15 protein-coding genes are annotated in these 19,669 nt (G+C 62.4%); 9 read left to right on the forward strand and 6 right to left on the reverse strand.

Translation table 11 applies throughout. The features are described from left to right. Positions 1 to 9: 9 nt before the first annotated feature. The 5 genes from aceF to G533_RS0108740 all read left to right on the forward strand — a co-directional run bounded on the left by aceF (position 10) and on the right by G533_RS0108740 (position 6,577). Entirely contained in the window at positions 10 to 1,740 is a 1,731-nt protein-coding gene (gene aceF, locus G533_RS0108720) for a dihydrolipoyllysine-residue acetyltransferase (RefSeq protein ID WP_027949627.1), read from the forward strand. 73 nt (positions 1,741 to 1,813) lie between these two features. Beyond that, positions 1,814 to 2,743: a hypothetical protein gene (locus G533_RS0108725; protein WP_027949628.1), complete on the forward strand. Its 930-nt coding sequence runs from the start codon at positions 1,814 to 1,816 to the stop codon at positions 2,741 to 2,743. Next, positions 2,740 to 3,582, forward strand: a complete 843-nt coding sequence (locus tag G533_RS0108730) for an HAD-IIB family hydrolase (RefSeq protein ID WP_027949629.1) — start codon at positions 2,740 to 2,742, stop codon at positions 3,580 to 3,582. The genes G533_RS0108725 and G533_RS0108730 overlap by 4 nt, the downstream gene beginning before the upstream one ends. A 5-nt stretch (positions 3,583 to 3,587) precedes the next feature. After that, entirely contained in the window at positions 3,588 to 4,820 is a 1,233-nt protein-coding gene (locus G533_RS0108735) for a glycosyltransferase family protein (RefSeq protein WP_027949630.1), read from the forward strand. Continuing rightward, a complete protein-coding gene (locus G533_RS0108740) occupies positions 4,817 to 6,577 on the forward strand; it encodes an alpha-amylase family glycosyl hydrolase (protein WP_027949631.1) in 1,761 nt (586 codons plus the stop codon). The genes G533_RS0108735 and G533_RS0108740 overlap by 4 nt, the downstream gene beginning before the upstream one ends. On the opposite strand, the gene G533_RS0108745 is transcribed toward G533_RS0108740, so the two are convergent. Next, a complete protein-coding gene (locus G533_RS0108745; RefSeq protein WP_027949632.1) occupies positions 6,578 to 8,425 on the reverse strand; it encodes a choice-of-anchor I family protein in 1,848 nt (615 codons plus the stop codon). A 201-nt stretch (positions 8,426 to 8,626) separates the two neighbouring features. Here G533_RS0108745 and fabV point away from each other — a divergent pair, with 201 nt between their 5' ends. From fabV to acs, 3 genes are all read left to right on the forward strand, one after another. Continuing rightward, positions 8,627 to 9,817 (forward strand): enoyl-ACP reductase FabV, encoded by a 1,191-nt coding sequence (fabV, locus tag G533_RS21240; RefSeq protein ID WP_035527255.1) that lies wholly within the window; start codon positions 8,627 to 8,629, stop codon positions 9,815 to 9,817. A gap of 3 nt (positions 9,818 to 9,820) precedes the next feature. Continuing rightward, positions 9,821 to 10,654 carry an MBL fold metallo-hydrolase gene (locus tag G533_RS0108755; RefSeq protein WP_027949633.1) on the forward strand — a complete coding sequence of 278 codons (834 nt, stop codon included), beginning with the start codon at positions 9,821 to 9,823 and terminating at the stop codon, positions 10,652 to 10,654. Positions 10,655 to 10,739: 85 nt separating this feature from the next. After that, positions 10,740 to 12,680, forward strand: a complete 1,941-nt coding sequence (gene acs / locus G533_RS0108760) for an acetate--CoA ligase (protein WP_027949634.1) — start codon at positions 10,740 to 10,742, stop codon at positions 12,678 to 12,680. A gap of 9 nt (positions 12,681 to 12,689) precedes the next feature. On the opposite strand, the gene G533_RS0108765 is transcribed toward acs, so the two are convergent. From G533_RS0108765 to G533_RS0108785, 5 genes are read right to left on the reverse strand one after another with little or no spacing between them, the layout of a single operon-like run. Beyond that, the gene (locus G533_RS0108765) at positions 12,690 to 13,355 is read right to left on the reverse strand and encodes a 3'-5' exonuclease (RefSeq protein ID WP_027949635.1); all 666 of its coding nucleotides are present in this window, start codon (positions 13,353 to 13,355) and stop codon (positions 12,690 to 12,692) included. Then, a complete protein-coding gene (locus tag G533_RS0108770) occupies positions 13,355 to 15,232 on the reverse strand; it encodes a putative nucleotidyltransferase substrate binding domain-containing protein (RefSeq protein WP_051230132.1) in 1,878 nt (625 codons plus the stop codon). The genes G533_RS0108765 and G533_RS0108770 overlap by 1 nt, the downstream gene beginning before the upstream one ends. Positions 15,233 to 15,234: 2 nt before the next feature. Beyond that, positions 15,235 to 15,699, reverse strand: a complete 465-nt coding sequence (locus G533_RS0108775; protein ID WP_027949637.1) for a hypothetical protein — start codon at positions 15,697 to 15,699, stop codon at positions 15,235 to 15,237. A 19-nt stretch (positions 15,700 to 15,718) separates the two neighbouring features. Further along, positions 15,719 to 17,449: a sodium:solute symporter family protein gene (locus tag G533_RS0108780; RefSeq protein ID WP_027949638.1), complete on the reverse strand. Its 1,731-nt coding sequence runs from the start codon at positions 17,447 to 17,449 to the stop codon at positions 15,719 to 15,721. A gap of 10 nt (positions 17,450 to 17,459) precedes the next feature. After that, a complete protein-coding gene (locus G533_RS0108785) occupies positions 17,460 to 17,726 on the reverse strand; it encodes a DUF4212 domain-containing protein (protein ID WP_027949639.1) in 267 nt (88 codons plus the stop codon). A gap of 239 nt (positions 17,727 to 17,965) precedes the next feature. Here G533_RS0108785 and G533_RS0108790 point away from each other — a divergent pair, with 239 nt between their 5' ends. Further along, positions 17,966 to 19,597: a 3-(methylthio)propionyl-CoA ligase gene (locus G533_RS0108790; protein WP_027949640.1), complete on the forward strand. Its 1,632-nt coding sequence runs from the start codon at positions 17,966 to 17,968 to the stop codon at positions 19,595 to 19,597. Positions 19,598 to 19,669 lie beyond the last annotated feature (72 nt).

Here is a 19,669-nt window from a genome sequence, read left to right on the forward strand (position 1 = left end):
ACGAGGCGCATGGCTAAGCAACAGATAACAGTGCCGGACATCGGCGGCGCGGAAGGGGCGGAAGTGATCGAGCTGCTGGTCGCTCCCGGGGATGAGATCGAGTTGGAGCAGGGGCTGCTGGTGCTCGAGTCCGACAAGGCATCCATGGAAATTCCCGCAACACTCGCCGGCAAGATCCTGCAAGTGCTGGTGAACGTGGGTGACGAGTTGTCCGAGGGGCACCCGATAGTGGTTGTGGAAACGGCTGACGGCGCGGCCGGTGAGGATGATGCAGAGGGTGATGCAGGGGGCGATAAAGAAGATGATGCGCCCGCCGAAGCCACTGCAAAGCCTGCGAAAGATTCCGCCGCTGAAGCATCCACTGCAGAAGACGAGCAGACGGACGCGGCAGACGGGTCTTCCGCGGAAAAGCAATCCGCTGACAATGCTGAAGCTCGGGAAATCACCGTGTCGGTGCCGGATATCGGCACCGACGACGCGGTCGACGTCATTGAGCTCAGTGTGAAACCCGGCGATGAAGTCGCGGAAGGTGATTCGCTGGTCGTGCTGGAGTCGGACAAGGCATCAATGGAAGTGCCTTCGCCGCAAGCCGGCAAAGTCGTGCGGATGCTGGTGAAGGAGGGCGCTGCGGTGCGCGAAGGCGACCCGCTGGTGTTGCTGGAAAGTACAGTCGAAGCCGCAGCAGACCAGCCCGCTGCCGGAGCAGAGGCCGCGGCGGACAAACCGCAGGCAAGCAAGGCTGAGCCCACAGCGCAACGCGAGCCGGCGCCTCACGCGCGCGCGGAGGCCGCCGCTGGCAAAGCCGAGACAGCGCCCGCCGCTGCAACCCGTGATGATAGCCTGGTGTACGCAGGCCCGGCAGTGCGCAAGCTGGCGCGCGAACTCGGCGTTGACCTGGCAAAGGTGGCGGGCTCTGGCCCGCGCGAGCGCGTTCTGAAAGAGGATGTGCAGGGCTTCGTCCAGCGTGCCTTGAGCGGCAAGGCGCCCGCGGCTGCCACAGGCAGCGGTATACCGGCCGTACCGGAAGTGGATTTCAGCGCCTTTGGCGAGGTTGAAACGGTACCCCGCACCAAGCTCGACAAACTCACCGCAGCAAACATGCAGCGCAGCTGGCTCAATGTGCCCCACGTCACCCAGTTTGATGACGCTGACATCACTGAGCTCGAAGCCTTCCGCAAGAGCATGAAGGCGGAGGCGGAGCAGCGCGGTACCCGGCTGACACCCATGCCGTTCCTGCTCAAGGCATGTGCTCATGCCCTGCGTGACAACCCGAAGTTTAATGCCTCGGTCACCGCGGACGGTGAGAACCTGGTGTACAAGCAATACGTGCATATCGGTATGGCGGTGGATACGCCGGTGGGTCTGATGGTGCCGGTGATTCGCGACGTTGACCGCAAGTCGCTGTGGGAACTGGCTGACGAAGTGGTGGAACTGGCCGAGAAGGCGCGTGAGCGCAAGCTCAAGCCGGCCGAAATGCAGGGTGGTTGTTTTACCATTTCCAGCCTCGGCAACATCGGTGGTAATGGTTTCTCGCCCATCGTGAACACGCCCGAGGTGGGCATTCTCGGGGTTTCCCGCGCCGCCGTGAAACCGGTGTGGGACGGGGAGGCATTTCAGCCGCGAACGTTGCTGCCGCTGTCACTCTCCTACGACCACAGGGTCATCAATGGCGGCGACGCAGGACGTTTCTGCACGCAACTCGTTACCCTGCTGGGGGATATCCGCCGGCTTTTGTTCTGAGCCCGGCGGGAAAGTTGGCACGGACCCTGCTTGGATCCTCAATGACAGGGATACCGATGCAAGGGGAGACGGAGTGTTGGCAGGCAACACGGGGGAAACGGGCGAGCAGGGCTGGCGCACCGCTTTCCTCCTCAGCGAAAGTCTCCCCGCCGCGTACCTCGATGAGGCTAAGCGCTGGTTCGATCCGGTGGCCGAAACGATTCTCTCTTTGCACCGTAGTGGTGCAGGCGCAACACTGCTGGTGGGTATTAATGGTGCGCAGGGTGCGGGCAAGAGTACCCTGGTGGCCTATCTTTGCGACTGGTTGGTGCATGAGGCCGGGCTGTCCGCACTGTCGATGTCGCTGGACGATTTCTATCTGACACGTACTGAACGTGGCGAGCTCGCGGCAGCCGTGCACCCGCTGTTCGCTACCCGCGGCGTACCCGGTACACACGATGTCGCCCTGCTGCAGGCTACCCTGAAGGGACTGATGACGGCCGGCGAGGTGGCGGTGCCCCGGTTCGACAAGGCGGTGGATGACCGGCAGGCGGCCGCCGCTTGGCCCCGGGTCACGGCCCCGCTGGATATTATTCTGCTGGAGGGCTGGTGCCTGGGCGCTGCTCCAGAGCCCCCCGGCGCCCTGTCTCGCCCCTGCAACCCGCTCGAGCAGCAGGAGGATGAGCACGGTGTGTGGCGGGAGTACGTTAACCGTCAGCTCGCCGGTCCCTATGCGGCGCTGCATGCCCAGTGTGATCTCTGGTTGATGCTGCGGGCGCCTTCCTTCGCCGAAGTGCTGCGCTGGCGCACGGAGCAGGAGCATCGCCTGCGAGCTCGCACACAGGGCGGCCCGGCCGCCGGCCATGCCCTGATGGATGACGTTGCGTTGGCGCGGTTTGTCCAGCACTACGAGCGACTCACCCGACATTGTCTCGCCACGCTGCCGGCGCAGATGGATGTGGTATGGAATCTCGGCAGTGATCGCGCCATCGAGTCCTGGACCGGGCCACGGGTGCCGGTGTGAGCTCGCAGCTGCTGGTATTTTCCGACCTTGATGGCTCCTTGCTGGACCACTTCAGTTATCGCTGGGATGCGGCAGCCGACGCCCTGCAGCGTTTGCAGAGCGCCGGCATTCCGCTGATTCTGGCCAGCAGCAAGACTCGGGCCGAGATGGCGCCGCTACAACAGGCGCTGGGGGTAGCGCACTACCCAATGATTGTGGAAAACGGCGCCGCCGTGGTTGTGCCTGCCGGGACGTTTAGCACGCCCCTGGAGAACGCGGTGCCCTGTAGTGCGGGGCAGGAAGTGCGCTTTGCGCCGCCGCGCTCGCGGTGGCTGGCCACGCTGGCCGCACTGAAAACGGACTTCCCGGATGAATTCGCAGGGTTCGACGATCTGGGCGTGGATGGAATCCAGGCGGCGACCGGGCTGGATGCCGGCGGTGCAGCACTGGCGGCCTGTCGCGAATTCAGTGAGCCCGTGCAGTGGCTGGGTACCCCGGTGCGGCGCGAAGCGTTCGTGGCCGCGCTGCAAGCCGCTGGCGCTCGCGTGCAGCAGGGTGGGCGGTTCCTGACCGTGGCGGGCCAATGCGACAAGGGGCTGGCGCTGCGCTATCTGCGCGCAGCCTACCAGCGCGAGGCGCCGGATCAGCCGGTACACGACCTTGCCATCGGTGACAGTGGCAACGATGTACCGATGCTGGAAGTTGCCGAGAGTGCCTTGCTGGTGCGCTCCCCGACACATGATTTCCCGGCGCTGGCACGCCGTTCCGGATTGCGGCGCAGTACCGGCCTGGGCCCGGCAGGCTGGTCTGAGGGTGTGCTCGCCTGGCTGCGGGATTACCAAATCACTGAAGGAGACTGATCGTCATGGGCGATTTCTACCAGAACGGCATTATCACAACACTGCACAATCTGGCACACCGCTCAGTGGAGGAGTTGGAGGCGGAGCTGCTGGTGTTCTCACGCACACGTCCCCTCGGTCTTATCCTGCCCTCACTGTATTCGGAGCTGGAGGGTGCGGCGTTGCCGCATATTGTCCAAGAGCTTGCGCAGGTGCCCTACCTTGCGGAGATTGTGATAGGACTGGACCAGGCGGACGAAGCGCAGTATCGCAGTGCGCTGGATTTTTTCTCCACGCTGCCCCAGCGCCACCGGGTGCTGTGGAATGACGGGCCGCGGTTGCGCGCTCTTGATGCAGAACTCGAGGCGCGGGATCTGGCGCCGCGCGAAGCGGGCAAAGGACGGAATGTCTGGTACTGCATGGGCTACACCCTGGCCTCTGGTCGCGCGGAATCGGTGGCATTGCACGATTGTGACATCCTCACCTACGAGCGCAGCTTGCTGGCTCGTCTCATATATCCGGTGTCAAACCCCCAGTTCAACTACGAGTTCTGCAAGGGCTATTACGCACGCGTCGCCGGTGGCAAGATCAACGGACGGGTGAGTCGTCTGCTGGTGACGCCGCTGTTGCGCGCGCTCAAGAAAACTGTGGGCGACATGGAGTACCTGGACTACATGGACAGCTTCCGCTACCCCCTGGCGGGTGAATTCTCGTTCCGCCGTGATGTGCTCACGGACATCCGCATTCCCAGCGACTGGGGCCTGGAAATTGGTGTGCTCTCCGAGGTGTATCGCAACTACGCCAACAACCGGCTGTGTCAGGTGGATATCGCGGATGTGTACGACCACAAGCATCAGGAGATGTCGCGCGATGACGCTACCCGCGGACTCTCACGCATGTCGATCGATATCGCCAAGGCACTGTTTCGCAAGCTCGCGACCCGCGGCGTTACGTTCAATAGCGAGACATTTCGCTCGCTGAAAGCGACCTACTACCGTATTGCCCTGGATTTTGTGGAAACCTATCACAATGATGCGGTGATGAACGGACTGAACCTCGATATTCATGGGGAGGAAATGGCGGTAGAGCTGTTCGCGGAAAACATCATGAAAGCCGGCGAGGCATTTCTGGAGTACCCGATGGAGCGTCCCTTCATACCGGGGTGGAACCGGGTTATCAGCGCCGTTCCCGATATCCTCGACCGTTTGCAGGAGGCGGTGGACGCCGATATGCAGGATTATGGTGGAACACCAGCGTGACGTTATCGACCCAAAGTGACAGGGAATGGCTGCAGGCGCGAGTAGAGCAGCACCTCGAGGTCATCTACGCTGACACCGCGGCCTTTGCGCAAGTGGCAGGATTGGTATCGCAGTTGCTGCAGGCCATGCGTCTGGATGGCGAGGTCGTGAGCCCGGCACCTGCCAGGAATGTGTGGACTGAACGTGATGCTCTGCTGATCACCTATGGCGATAGCCTGCTGGCACCGGATGAGAAGCCACTACACACGCTGAAACGGTTTCTCGACGCACACGCCAACGGCGTGATCAGCGGGGTACATATCCTTCCGTTCTACCCCTGGACCTCAGACGACGGCTTCGCTGTACTGGACTACTCGAGTGTCAACGAAGCACTGGGGGATTGGGGCGATATCGGCGCGATTGCGTCCGCCTACGACCTGATGGCCGACCTGGTAATCAACCACTGTTCCAGCCGCAGCCCCTGGTTTGAAAACTTCCTGCGCGATGAGTCGCCGGGGCGCGACTACTTCTTCACCGTGGACCCGGCGGAAGACCTTTCCGCCGTGGTGAGGCCGCGGACGTCGCCGCTACTGCGCGCCGTAGAGACAGCGCGCGGGCCCCGGTATGTCTGGTGTACCTTCAGCCACGATCAGGTTGACCTCGATTTTCGCAACCCCGAGGTGCTGCTGCAGTTCGTGCGCATTGTGCGGCTGTATCTGGATCAGGGTGTGCGCATATTCCGCCTGGACGCCATTGCCTTCCTGTGGAAAATCCCGGGAACCACCTGCCTGAACCTGGAGCAGACCCACGAAGTAGTACGCCTGTTGCGGACGCTGATAGAGCACGCGCGCCCGGATGCCATACTGATCACGGAAACCAATATTCCGAACCTGGAGAACCTCTCCTACTTCGGTAATGCCAACGAGGCGCACTGTGTCTACAACTTTTCCCTGCCGCCCCTGTTGATCAATACGTTACTGACTGGGGATTGCACCTATCTCCGGCAGTGGCTGATGGCCATGCCCCCCGCGCGCAGTGGCACGACGTTTTTCAATTTCATTGCCTCGCACGATGGCATAGGCCTGCGGCCGGCGGAAGGGTTACTCAGCGATGGGGAGTTGGCGGCATTGCTCAAGACGCTGCAGAGCTTCGGCGGACAGGTGTCCTGGCGTGCCCTGGAAGGCGGTGAGGAGCACCCCTACGAAGTGAACATCGCGTTGTTTGATGCCTTGCAGGGCACAGTGCGTGGGGTAGACACAATGGGGTTTGCCCGCTTCGTGTGCGCCCACGCCATCATGTTCGCGCTGGAGGGTATTCCCGGTGTGTACATTCACAGCCTGCTGGGCACGCGCAATGACTATCAGCGGATGGAAAACACCGGCCACAACCGGGCCATCAATCGCCACCAGTGGCAATGGGCGCAGCTGGAATCGGAGCTGGGCAACGCCGCCAGCCCGCACCGACAGGTGATGCTGGCATTGGAGGCTCTATTGCGCTTGCGAGGAGAGCAGCCAGCGTTTCATCCCAATGCGGCGCAGTTCACCCTGCACCTCGGCACGGCCCTCTTCGGCTTCTCACGCCAGAGCCGGGAGCCGGAGCAACAGATATTCTGCGTCAGCAATATCACCGATGAGCCGCGTCCGCTGAACCTCCTCGACCTGAACCTGGTCGAGGAAGCGGATTGGGAAGACCTGATCAGCGGGCAGCCCTGCCCCGACCTCGATCAGTTACTGCAGCTGGAACCCTATCAGACGGTCTGGATCAGTCGGCGCGGGTGATCACTCCCCGCTCACCAGGCTGACTGCAAACAGGGCAGTCGTGCCGCTCACCTCGTTTCCGACAATCAACAGCGCCTCGCCATTCGGGCTTTGCTCGGCCGGCACGAAACGAATGGATTCGGGGCCCAGATCACCCACCGCAGAGAAGTTGCCGCCCTCGACCAGGCTGTCTATATCCTGGCTGAAATCTCGCGTGTTGATGTATTGCACAAACTCCGCGCTCTCCGGGTTGCTGATGTCGTAGACCATGATGCCTCCCACACGCTCGAGTCCGACGAACGCATAGAACTTGCCGTCGATGCGGGCGATCTCCAGGGCTTCTGGCTCCGGGCCCTTGTCGTCGGAGCGATCATCGCCGGTATTGTCGTCGTTGCTGGCATTGAAACCCTCGGTCAGGCGCTGCGCGGTGACAGTTTCGAAGTCGGCACCGCTGTCGAATACCAGTGCGCCGCTGCGGCTGTCCCAGATGCTGAAGGAGCGCGCGCCGAAGCTGTAGAGTTGCTCGTACACGCAGCCCGCGGTGGGCTGTCCGCTCGCCTCCAGGCTGCCGGCGGGACAGTCACGCACACCGAGGTTGGTAATAACCTTGATACGACCGAGGTTGGCGTTGTCGGCCAGGGTGTCGAGGTCCGGTGCAAAGCGCTCCAGGTTTGCCAGTTCGATGGTCGCGCCGCTATCCAGGATATCGCCGACGCGTATCTCGTCGAGATAGTGGAAGCAATCGCCATCGTCGTAGTCGAAGCCGCTCTGTGCGCTGCATTCGGCTTCGCTGGCCGCATCGGTGAGGTATTCACGGCCATCGCCCTCGTTGGCACTGACCACATACGTGGTGCCGTTGACGGTGTAGCTCTTCAGGCTGTCCGGCATGTAGGTTCCGCGCAGTGGCCACTCGCGAATGTTGGTACCACCGTCCCGGTTGCTGGCGTCCAGGCCGTTGCCAGTCAAGCCGTGGTCCTTGTAACCCAGACCGATGACAGCGCTGATTTCGCCTGCTGCCACGTCGACAACCGCCAGCGCATTGTTTTCCTGCAGGGCGACCCAGGCCGTGCTGCCGTCCGCTGATACGGTGATGAATTCGGGTTCGATATCCTGTGCAATGCTCGCGCTCTTGGCGGAAATGCGTACATCGGCCCCCAATGTCTTGCTGCCACCGGTATTGAAGTCGGTGAAACGCAGCGTGCGGCTCACGGCATTGGCAGCCCCGCCAGTGAGATCGACCAGCGTGATGCTGCCTTCAGGGTCGACACTGTAGTCTCCATTGGGCTCGCCTTCGTTGGCAACCAGCAGCGTGTTGCCGTCGGGGGTGAACGCCAGCATGTCGGGGAGCGCGCCGGCTTCGGTGGCAGAAAGGAATGTACCGTCTGTCTGGTACAGGGCGACGTAGCCGTTGTCCTGTTTGGTGTCGGCTTCAACAGCCACGGCCAGCAGATTCCCGGCAACCGCTACACTATTGGCAGCGCCCAACGCTTCCGGGCCAGCCAGCGCGGGTATGGCGCTGGCGATATCGGCCGCCACGTTCAGTGTGCCTGCCAGTACGGGCAGATCGGGTGCGCTGATGTCGAGGATGTCCACCCTGCCGGATTGCGCGTTCACCACGAAGGCCTGGCGTGTGGCCGGGTCGTAGTCAACGATTTCGGCAGCGCTCTCATCGAATTCTCCAGTCTCGTAGCGGCCCAGAAAACTCAGTGCGATGCGGCTGTTGGTGGCGTTCTCCCCTGCGGGACCCTGTTCACCAGGGCTCCCGTCAGCGCCATCGAGTCCATCGCGGCCATCGTCGCCATCGCAGCCGGCCAGTACGGCAGGCAGGGTCAGACAGGTGGCCAGCAGCCAGGGGTTGAGTCGACGCATGGGGTTCTCCGTTCGGTTCGCCAGTCAAGTGTGGGAGCATGGTGCGAGGACTTTGTGACGCGGTGATGGCACTGAGGTAACAGTTCGGTGACCAGTCTGTGACAGGGGCACGCGTCTTTGAGGTGGTGAGGCCTGTGATACACTCGCGGCTGCGTCCGTAGGGGCGCATTCGACTGAACAGAATCAGGGAAACAACCGATCATGATCATAAAGCCCCGCGTGCGCGGTTTCCTATGCACCACTACTCACCCGGTAGGCTGCGCCACCAATGTCCGCAACCAGATTGACTATGTGCGGCAACAGGGCCCGCTGGCCAATGGCCCCAAGCGTGTGCTGGTGATTGGTGCATCGACTGGTTACGGGCTGGCCTCCCGTATCACCGCTGCATTTGGTGCCGGTGCCGCAACGCTGGGTATTTTCTTCGAGAAAGAGGGCACCGAGAGCAAACCGGGTACCGCCGGCTGGTACAACAGCGCAGCGTTTCACAGCGCCGCGGAAGCGGAGGGTCTGTACGCGAAGAGCATCAACGGCGACGCCTTCAGCGACGAAGTGAAACAGAAGGCGATCGCCACCATCCGTGAGGATATGGGGCAGGTTGATCTGGTCGTCTACAGCCTTGCTTCCCCGCGCCGGCAACACCCCGTTACCGGGGTGGTGCACAACTCCACCCTGAAGCCCATCGGCAAGCCCACCGTGCAGAAGGGCGTGAACACCGACAAGCAAGAGGTGCAGGACTTTCACCTTGAACCTGCGACGCAGGAGGAAATTGACAACACCGTGGCGGTCATGGGCGGGGAAGACTGGCAGATGTGGATGGAGGCGCTGGATGCAGCGGGCGTGCTCGCGGCCGGCGCAAAGACCACCGCTTACACCTACATCGGCGAGAAGATGACCTGGGACATATACTGGCACGGCACCATTGGCGCGGCGAAACAGGATCTGGATCGACGCGTGGAAGGCATTCGCGAGCGCCTCGCTGCTCACGGCGGCGATGCGCGCGTCTCTGTGTTGAAAGCTGTGGTCACGCAGGCCAGCGCGGCCATTCCGGCAATGCCAATCTACCTGGCCATTCTGTTCAAGGTGATGAAAGCACGGGGTATACACGAGGGCTGTATCGAGCAGGTTGATGGCCTGTTCCGCAACGCGCTCTACAACCCCGCTCCCGAATTGGATGAGCAAGGCCGACTGCGTGCCGATGGCAAGGAGCTCGACCCCGCCGTGCAGTCGGAAGTCGCCGCGCTCTGGCAGAAGATCGATACGGACAACCTGCACGAGCTGTCGGACTTCCAGGGGTATCGGCGCGAGTTTTTGCAGCTGTTCGGTTTCGAAGTAGATGGTGTGGATTACGACGCAGACGTGAACCCGCTCGTCCCCATCCGGAATATGGTGTAGGCCATGTTCGAACACGGAGTGCCTTTTCGCCTCAATGATCGCGTGCGCCGTCTGGTGGCGCCGAATCCGGGCATGATGACCGGCCCCGGCACCAACACCTATCTGCTCGGCACCGAGCAGGTGGCGGTGGTGGACCCCGGTCCGGCCATTCCGGAACATATCGAGGCGATTCTCGCGGCGGGTGAGGGCCGCATACGCTGGATTATCTGCACGCACACCCATCCCGATCACTCACCTGCCTGGCAGGCTGTAGCCGCGGCCACCGGCGCCGAGGTGATTGGCGCGCTGCCGGCGGATGACCGCTTTCAGGACGATACCTTCGCGCCCACAACACTGCTCGACCACAACTGGCTGCTGCAAGCCCCCGAGTTTACCCTGCGAGCACTGCATACGCCGGGGCATGTCAGCAATCACTACTGCTTCCTGCTGGAAGACGACGGCATGCTGTTTGCCGGTGACCACATCATGAACGGCTCTACTGTGGTGATTGTGCCTCCCGGTGGCGACATGAAGGCGTATATCGAGTCGCTGCGACTGTTGCTGGACTATCCACTGCAAAGCATTGCTCCGGGCCACGGCGAGCTCATTCACACCCCTGTGCAGGAAGTCGCTGGCCTGGTGGAGCATCGCCTGGCGCGGGAGCGCAAAGTCATTGCAGGCCTGTCCGCGCTCGGCGAGGGCGATCTCGATGCGCTGGTCAAAGTGGTGTACGACGATGTTGACGCTGCACGCCATGAGTGGGCGAAGCTCTCGCTGTCGGCTCACCTGATCAAACTGGCGTCGGAAGGACGTGCGCGCAGCGATGCTCCGGCGGAGCGCTGGACCTGGCTGGGCTGAAGTGCCGGGCTTAGACCTTGGTCGAGTTGCGCCGTCCTCTTAACGCAGTATTATTGGGTACAAAGTCACCGGCGGAAGCAATAACATGTCCAATTTCCCCCTACATAAAATTCCCGACAATTTCCGCGATGCGCACATCACGCCCGAGCGTTATCGCCAGATGTACCAGCGCTCGGTGGAAGACCCGGCGGGTTTCTGGGGCGAGCAGGCCAACGAGTTCCTGCAGTGGGACGAGCCCTGGCAGACGGTAGTCGATTACGACTTTCATGAAGGGCACGCCAGCTGGTTCGCCGGCGGGCGCCTGAACGTGAGCGTCAACTGCATTGATCGTCACCTGGCCACTCGCGCCGATCAGACAGCCTTGCTCTGGGAGGGCGATGACCCGGCGCAAAGCCAACACATCACCTATCGCGAGCTGCACGAGCAGGTCTGCAGGTTGGCCAACGTGTTGCGTGCACGCGGCGTCGGCAAAGGCGACCGGGTGTGCATCTACATGCCCATGGTGCCCGAGGCCGCCTATGCCATGCTGGCCTGCACGCGAATTGGCGCTATCCACTCGGTGGTGTTTGGTGGTTTCTCACCCACCGCCATTGTCGACCGCATACAGGATGCCGACTGCCAGACGGTGATCACCGCCGACGAGGGCCGTCGGGGCGGCAAGACGATCGCGCTGAAGAGCAATGTGGATGTCGCCCTGGAGTCCTGTCCCAACGTGCACACCTGCATCGTGGCGCGGATCACAGGTGCAGATATAGCGTGGCAGGAGGGCAGGGACGTCTGTTACGTTGATGCGACCGCGGCGGCGGCAAGCGCCTGCGAACCTGAGAGCATGGATGCGGAGGACCCGCTCTTCATCCTCTATACATCGGGCTCAACCGGCAAGCCCAAAGGGGTGTTGCACACCACCGGCGGTTACCTGCTGCAGGCGGCAATGACCTTCAAATACACCTTCGACTACCGTGAAGGCGAGGTGTTCTGGTGCACTGCTGACGTTGGCTGGGTCACCGGTCACACCTATATTCTCTACGGCCCGTTGGCCAATGGCGCCACCACCCTGATGTTTGAAGGTGTGCCTACCTGGCCCGATTCGGGACGGTGCTGGGAGGTGATTGACAAACACCAGGTCAATACCTTCTACACGGCACCGACCGCCATCCGCTCCCTGCATGCCCATGGCGATGCGCCGGTGAAACGCAGTTCCCGGGCCAGCCTCCGGCTGCTGGGCTCGGTGGGTGAGCCGATCAACCCGGAAGCCTGGGAGTGGTATTACCGTGTGGTGGGTGACTCCCGCTGCCCCATCGTCGATACCTGGTGGCAAACGGAAACCGGCGCGCAGATGATTACGCCCCTGCCCGGCGCCACTGACCTGAAGCCCGGCTCCGCGAGCATGCCGTTTTTCGGCGTGCAGCTTGCGCTACTCAATGAGGACGGTAGCGAAATCGAAGGCGCCGGCGCCGGGTACCTGGTCATCAAGGCATCCTGGCCGAGCCAGATCCGCACGATCTACGGTGATCATCAGCGCATGGTGGACACCTACTTCAGCAACTATCCGGGTTACTACTTCACGGGTGATGGCGCCACGCGGGATGCGGACGGCTACTACTGGATTACCGGTCGCGTGGACGATGTGCTCAATGTGTCTGGCCACCGCATGGGAACCGCCGAGGTAGAAAGCGCACTGGTCCTGCATGAGGATATCGCGGAGGCGGCTGTGGTTGGCTACCCGCACGATATCAAGGGGCAGGGCATTTACTGCTTTGTTACGCCCATGGACGGCGTTGAACCCAGTGAGGCGCTGCGCAAGGAACTGGTGCAATTGTGTGCCAGTGAGATCGGGGCGATTGCCAAGCCCGACGTCATCCAGTGGGCGCCAGGCCTGCCCAAGACACGCTCCGGCAAGATCATGCGGCGTATTCTGCGCAAGATTGCCGAAAACGAAGTGGCCAATCTCGGTGATACCAGCACGCTGGCCGATCCCTCGGTGGTGGATCACCTGGTGGCGAATCGCGCGCACCCGGTCAGTTGACGGGTGCCACTAGCGCAGGTCGCGCAGGCGCACGTCTGTGTTTTTGCCGCGGTGTGCAATCTGTGCCAGGAGCAGCTCGCCGGTGGCGATGGCGTCCAGCAGTGCGTTGTGTGCCGCATGTGCGGGCAAACCGTAGCGTTCTCGACAGCTGGTTAACGTGAGTGCGCCGGGTGCGCAGGCCAGGCCCCGGCGCTCACGCTGTCGCTGTTCCAGGCGCAACGTGTCGAGGGTGGGCAGCAGCAGAGGCGCGCCATACAGCCGCTCACAACATCGGTTGAGGAAGGCGATATCCAGCGCGGCGTGGTGAAACACCAGCACCTTACCCGCCGCTGCCTGCAGGAATGCCGTCATCACCGCCGCTGCGGGCAGCCCCCGCGCCAGTTCCCGGTCGTGTATATGATGAATGGTGGCACTTTGCCCAACTGCCTGCGCGCCGCTAATCAGGTAGTGCCGGGCGCTGCCCAGCTGGATGGCGCCCCCCTCAATGGCGACCCAGCCGAGGCTGAGCAGGGCGCCTGTGGCCGGGTCCAGAGAGGACATCTCCCCGTCGCAGACCAGAAAAGGCACCTCAGCGCAGAAGGCGCCCCCTCTGGGTAAAGCGTGGCTCCAGCAGGCTGCCAGCGGTGTTCTCGCCGCGCGCCTCTTGCAGCGCGCGCGGCGCAGCGCCAGCCACATCAATTCATGCCTGCTCGATAGGTCTGGCGCACGGCGGCCTGCGACTCGTCGATCAGGGTGAACGCATCGCGCAATTGCTCCCGCGCCAGCGTAGGCAGTCCGTGGGGCTTGAGGAAATTGTCCGGTGGCTCGCCTGCCAGAATCTGCTGGCACTGGTGTTGCAAACGTTGCTGTTGCACGCAGTGCAGGGCGTCGGCCAGGTTGCGACCGTCACCCATGGTCAGTTTCTTCGCGCGCGTCAGCGCCTGCAGGCGCTCTTCCGTATTGACCGCCGCTATGCCATGCGCCAGTGCGTGCAAGCGCACGATCTCCGTGATCGGTAGTACCCCGCGTTTCTTCAGGTCAACAGCATCGCGGTGTTCACCGTTGCGCTCGACAACGAAGCGCCGGAACATGCCGAGCGGCGGGCGGTTTTCCAGCGCGTTGGCGGCGAGCGCCGCAAGGAAGATCGAATTGCGCGAGGCTTCCTGCAACATCACCTGCTGCAGCTGTGCGCACAAACGGTCGTCGCCATAGATCGCGCGCAGGTCAAAGAAGATGCTCACTCGCATCACCGCCGCAGGCGACGGCGTTGCGGTCCAATTGCGCACAGTGTCCTGCCAGCGCTGCAGCGGTTGCCGCCAGCTCTCCGTGGTGGCCATGACCCCGCCCTGGCAATACTGATAACCACAGAGCTGCAGGCCATCACAGACCCGCTGAGCAAGGCCTGCAAACCAGCCCGCGTCCGCATCCCGCGCCTCGTCTGAGATGATCATGCCGTTGTCCTGATCGGCCGCGAACAGTTGCTCGGCGCGGGCCTGCGAGCCGAAACCCACCCAGCACCACGTGGCCGGTGCCGGCCCCAGCTCAGCTTCCGCCAGCTGTATCAGGCGTACGGTGACTGCATCCGAGATGGCCGTCAGCACCCGGCTTACCTGGTGTGCATGCATGCCGGACTGGCTCCACTGCACCACCAGCCCGGGCATGCCCTCCAGCAATGCCTTTATGCCTTCGGGGCTTTCCTGCCGCGAAATATGCTGTACCAGATACACGGGGTCATTCTGGCGCGCGAGAATCAGGTCGGATGTGGTGAGCATGCCGCAGAGCCGCCCAGCCTCGGTGACGGGCAGGTGATGATAGCCGCGGCGGGTCATGAGCAGGGTGGCGTCGAACAGGCTGCAGTCTGCCTCGACGGTCTCCGGATTGGCCGTCATGATGCTGGCGATGGCTGTGTCGGCAGGAAGCGCCGCGGTAAGCGCGCGAGCCCGTAGATCGCGATCGGTGATGATGCCCTCGAGCTGTGTGCCCCTGAGCACCAGAGCGGAGGATACGCGCCGCTGTGTCATGGCCTCGGCGACAGCCTGCAGGGTGTCGCTGCTGCGCACCGTGAGCAAGTCGGTACTCATGGTGTCGCGGATACGTTGCAGCAGGGCATTGGCCGCCGGTTGATAGCGCGCTGCCCGTCGCAGCCGGCGGTTGCGCTGGCTGCTGAAATGGCGGTCGATGTTGCGGTGTGCCTGTCGCAGTGCCTGATAGGCGGTGTCGGGCAGGAAGTAGATAAGCGCATCCTCAATGACCCGGGCTTGCACCTGGCCGCGCTCGGCATTGAGTCCGCCGATATGGAAGCTCTCGCCCTCGCCCAGGCGATCGAGCAGCGTATTGTCCGCATCGCGCAGGTCCACGGCACCGCTGCGTAGTATGCGCAAGCCACAGGGCTCCGAACCGGCATCAAAGCACTCGCCGCGGGTGTGGTAGCTGATTGCCAGTGTCGGCAGCAGGCGGGCCAGTTCGCTGGGCGACAGGGTGTCGAAGGGCAGCGTTGCGGCGAGGAAGTCCGCCACGGGGGTGAGTTCAACGGGCGGCTGGGGCACTGCTGGCGTGTTGTTCGCGTCCGCCATGCTCAGGGCTGCTGGCTACGGTAGCGCTGCAGGAAGTCGGACCCGGTGTCAGCGTAGTAGCGGCTGCCACCCGCAGCGGCCACCAGCTGCAAGCGGGCGCCCTCTGCCGGCAGCACTGGAAGTGTCAGAATCCATTGCTGCGGATCTGTATTGCTGCTGTGCAGGGGCTGCGGAGCGCCTGCTTCGATTGCCATCACCGCGCCCTCAAGCGGATGCGAAGACAGCAGGCGCAGCTGCCAGCCGGATGCCAGCGCCTGGACGTCGATTTCCAGCTCGAGGTCGCCGTTGGCAAGCTCGCAACGGCCGCTGTCGTAGCGGCAGTTGCTCTTGGCCAGCAAGGGGTAGTCGCTCCCCGCCTCGGCCTGCTGTGGCTGCTCGCCCACCAGTTGACCAACGGCAAACCACGCGCTGATGGAGAGCAGCGGTGCCACCAGGAGTGCGATGATGACATGACGGTTGCTGAACATCAGTTTGCTTCCCTGTGCGTCAGTGGTCCTGGGCGGCGCTGGCGCCTGCCGGAACCCGGATGTGTTCCACCAGCTCCTGCACCGATGCTGGCGGTGCGCTGGTCACCCGGCTCACCAGCATGGCCACGGCGAAGTTCACCACGGCGCCCACGGCGCCAAAGGCGTTTGGTTCAATGCCGAGGAACCAGTTCGCCGGCATGTCGCCGAGAAATGCCGTTGAGGCGACAAACATAATACCCTTGTGCTGGAACACGTAGAACAGGGTGACGCCAATCCCCGCGACCATGCCCGCAATCGCGCCCTCCTTGGTGGTGCGCTTGGAGAATATGCCCATCATCAAGGCGGGGAAGATGGAGGAAGCTGCCAGGCCGAAGGCGAGTGCTACCGTGCCGGCCGCGAATCCCGGCGGATTGAAGCCGAGGTACCCCGCACCCACGATGGCCGCCGCCATTGCGACCCGGCTCGCGCGCAGTTCAGCGCGCTCGGAAATGCCCGGAGCGATCATGCCCTTGAGCAAGTCGTGGGAGATGGCGGAGGCAATGGCCAACAGCAGGCCCGCAGCGGTGGACAGTGCCGCCGCCAGCCCGCCCGCCGCGACCAGGGCGATTACCCAGTTGGGTAGCTGTGCGATTTCAGGGTTGGCCAGTACCATGATGTCGTTGTCCACGGTCACCATCTCATTGGTCGCCGCATCGGCACTGTACTGGATACGGCCGTCGCCATTCTTGTCCTCGAATGCCAGCAGTCCCGTGGTTTCCCAGTTGCGGAACCAGTCCGGCCGCTTGTCGTACTCGAGGTATTCACCGGGCGTGGGTTCGATGGTTTGCATAAGGTTCAGGCGGGCCATGCCGGCCACGGCAGGTGCCGTGGTGTAGAGAATGGCAATGAAGAGCAGTGCCCAGCCGGCGGAGCTGCGCGCATCGCGTACCTTGGGCACGGTGAAGAAACGGATGATGACGTGGGGCAGCCCCGCGGTGCCGATCATCAGCGACGCCGTGTACGCAAACATGTTGAGGCCGCTCAGGCGGTATTCGGTTGTGTATTGATTGAAGCCCAGCTCCATGACCATCTGGTCCAGCTTGTCCAGCAGATAGGTGTCCGTGCCGGTCAGGGTGCTGCCCAGTCCCAGCTGCGGGAACGGATTGCCAGTCAGGTTCAGGCTGATGAATATCGCCGGGATGGTATAGGCCATGATCAGGACGCAGTACTGCGCAATCTGGGTATACGTGATGCCTTTCATGCCGCCGAGTACCGCGTAGAAAAACACGATGCACATACCCACCAGCAAACCGGTGCCGTAGTCGACTTCCAGGAAGCGGGAGAAAGCGACGCCGATGCCTTTCATTTGCCCGATGACGTACGTGACCGAGCAGATAATCAGGCAGACCACGGCCACCGCGCGCGCCGCTTTGGAGTAAAAGCGGTCGCCGATGAACTCCGGTACGGTGAATTTGCCGTACTTGCGCAGGTAGGGGGCGAGGAGCATGGCCAGGATAACGAAGCCACCCGTCCAGCCCATCAGGAATACCGAGCCACCGTAGCCCATGAAGGCAATCATGCCTGCCATGGAGATAAACGAGGCCGCGGACATCCAGTCCGCGGCGGTCGCCATGCCGTTCGCAACAGGGTGCACGCCGCCGCCGGCAACGTAAAAGTCCTTGGTGGAGCCGGCGCGAGACCAAATGGCAATGCCGATATACAGCGCGAAGCTGGCGCCGACCACGAGATAAGTCAGTGTCTGCAGTTCCATGAGGCGGCCCCTAGTCTTCTTCTACGTTGAATTCGCGGTCGAGCTTGGCCATCTGCCGTGTGTAGTAGAAAATCAACACTACAAACACGTAGATGGAACCCTGCTGCGCGAACCAGAAGCCGAGTTTGTAGCCACCGATCTGTATCTGGTTGAGCACATCCACAAGCAGAATGCCGCAGCCGAAACTGACCACGAACCAGATCAGCAGCAGTTTGAACATCAGGGCAAGATTGCGGCGCCAATAGGCCAGCGCCTGGGCCTCGGTTAAACGTGACATGGGGGCTCTCCGTTACTGTTGTTATCGTCTCACTCAGCCCGACTATAGCACCGGGGCGCGCTGCATCGCTGTTGGACCTTGGTCGATAGTGGGGGCAGAAGGCGGGTCCAGTAGGGTATTTGCGTCGGAGCGTCTGCCGGTTTTTGACAATTGCCCTCGCCAAGCGGTGCTATCCTCGCTGGAAGTGATTACACTTCGGGCAAAGATCTCGATTCAAGCAATAAAAGGAGAACATCCGGATGCACGGTTTAATGATGGATATGCCGCTGCTGATCACCTCGATCATCCAGCACGCGGAGCGGGTTAACGGGGATCAGGAGATTGTGTCGGTCACACGCGACAACCCGCGACACCGTTACACCTATCGCGAAGCCTTCGAGCGCGCCCGCCAGCTCGCCAATGCCATAAGTCCCTGGGGTCTGCAGCGTGGAGACCGCATAGGCACGCTGGCATGGAACGACTACCGCCACCTCGAGACCTACTACGCCTCGGCCTGCAGTGGCTATGTTTGCCATACCATCAATCCGCGCCTGTTCCCGGAGCAGCTGGTCTACATCATCAATCACGCAGAAGACCGCTACGTGTTCCTCGATCCTGATTTCGTGCCGTTGGCCGAAAAGCTGGCGCCCGAGTGCCCGGGTGTTGAAGGCTGGATTGTGCTCACCAGTGCGCAACACATGCCGGAAACGACCCTGCCCAATGCAATCTGCTACGAAACTCTCATCGAGGGTGGGAGCAGCGAGTTCGAGTGGCCGGAGCTGGACGAGCGCGATGCCTGCGCCCTGTGCTACACCTCGGGCACCACAGGCCACCCGAAGGGTGTCCTGTACTCGCACCGTTCAACCATGCTGCACGCCTACGCCACCATGATGCCGGATGCCATGGGTTTGTCGGCGAGCGATGTGGTGTTGCCGATTGTGCCGATGTTTCACGTCAATGCCTGGGGTAACCCCTATTCCTGCCCGATGGCCGGTTCCAAGCTGGTGTTCCCGGGTAACAAGATGGGCGATGGCGAAACCCTCGCCGATCTCATCAACGAGGAGCAGGTGACGATGTCGGCGGGTGTCCCTACTGTCTGGCTGGCGCTGTTGGGGCACCTCAAGTCCACCGGCAAGCAGGTGGAGTCACTGAAACGGGTTGTCGTGGGTGGCGCGGCATGCCCCCTGGCGATTGCCGAACAATTCGATACCTACGGCGTGGTCGCGCGCGTGGGTTGGGGCATGACTGAAATGAGCCCGCTCGGCACGATCAACGCCAGTGACACCGAGCGTGAGCGCTTCAGTGAGGATGATTTCTCCCGGCTGCGCCTGAAGGCCGGGCGTGCCATCTTTGGCGTGGAAATGAAGATTGTCGACGAAGAGGGTCAGGAGCTGCCCTGGGATGGCAAGGCCTTCGGGGCCTTGAAGGTGCGCGGCCCCTGGATCTGTTCCGGCTACTTCAAACGCGACGCCGACGGCGCCCACGCGGAGGCCGGCTGGTTCGAAACAGGCGATGTGGCCACCATTGACCCTGATGGCTACATGGCCATCACCGACCGCACCAAGGACGTTATCAAATCGGGCGGCGAGTGGATTTCCTCGATCGAGCTGGAGAACGTGGCGATGAGCCACCCCAAGGTGGCGGAGGCGGCAGTGATTGGCCATTACCATCCGAAATGGAGCGAGCGACCCCTGTTGATTGTGGTGCGCAAGGGAGACGGCCAGGACTTGGCTGCCGATGACATGCTCAGCTGGTTCGAAGGTAAGGTGGCCACCTGGTGGAAGCCCGATGCGGTGGAGTTTGTCGATGAGTTGCCACACGGGGCCACGGGCAAGATCCACAAGGTCTCGCTGCGCGAGCAATTCAAGGACTACAGCTTCCCCGGCCAGTAACGAGGCCTGGCGCTCCGCCCCTGGCCGGGCGGAGTGTAGCTTCAATATGCGTAGTTTGCTGGGCAAATAATT

The sequence above is a fragment of the Haliea salexigens DSM 19537 genome, assembly GCF_000423125.1.
GTDB lineage: Bacteria > Pseudomonadota > Gammaproteobacteria > Pseudomonadales > Halieaceae > Haliea > Haliea salexigens.

What these genes read in the sequence shown, in the direction of transcription:
- G533_RS0108755 (WP_027949633.1), top strand. Translation starts at nt 9,821, where the DNA reads ATGTTCGAACACGGAGTGCCTTTTCGCCTCAATGATCGCGTGCGCCGT.
- G533_RS0108780 (WP_027949638.1), bottom strand. Translation starts at nt 17,449, where the DNA reads ATGGAACTGCAGACACTGACTTATCTCGTGGTCGGCGCCAGCTTCGCG.
- fabV (WP_035527255.1), top strand. Translation starts at nt 8,627, where the DNA reads ATGATCATAAAGCCCCGCGTGCGCGGTTTCCTATGCACCACTACTCAC.
- aceF (WP_027949627.1), top strand. Translation starts at nt 10, where the DNA reads ATGGCTAAGCAACAGATAACAGTGCCGGACATCGGCGGCGCGGAAGGG.
- G533_RS0108765 (WP_027949635.1), bottom strand. Translation starts at nt 13,355, where the DNA reads ATGTGGCTGGCGCTGCGCCGCGCGCGCTGCAAGAGGCGCGCGGCGAGA.
- G533_RS0108745 (WP_027949632.1), bottom strand. Translation starts at nt 8,425, where the DNA reads ATGCGTCGACTCAACCCCTGGCTGCTGGCCACCTGTCTGACCCTGCCT.
- G533_RS0108770 (WP_051230132.1), bottom strand. Translation starts at nt 15,232, where the DNA reads ATGGCGGACGCGAACAACACGCCAGCAGTGCCCCAGCCGCCCGTTGAA.
- acs (WP_027949634.1), top strand. Translation starts at nt 10,740, where the DNA reads ATGTCCAATTTCCCCCTACATAAAATTCCCGACAATTTCCGCGATGCG.
- G533_RS0108785 (WP_027949639.1), bottom strand. Translation starts at nt 17,726, where the DNA reads ATGTCACGTTTAACCGAGGCCCAGGCGCTGGCCTATTGGCGCCGCAAT.
- G533_RS0108735 (WP_027949630.1), top strand. Translation starts at nt 3,588, where the DNA reads ATGGGCGATTTCTACCAGAACGGCATTATCACAACACTGCACAATCTG.
- G533_RS0108790 (WP_027949640.1), top strand. Translation starts at nt 17,966, where the DNA reads ATGCACGGTTTAATGATGGATATGCCGCTGCTGATCACCTCGATCATC.
- G533_RS0108775 (WP_027949637.1), bottom strand. Translation starts at nt 15,699, where the DNA reads ATGTTCAGCAACCGTCATGTCATCATCGCACTCCTGGTGGCACCGCTG.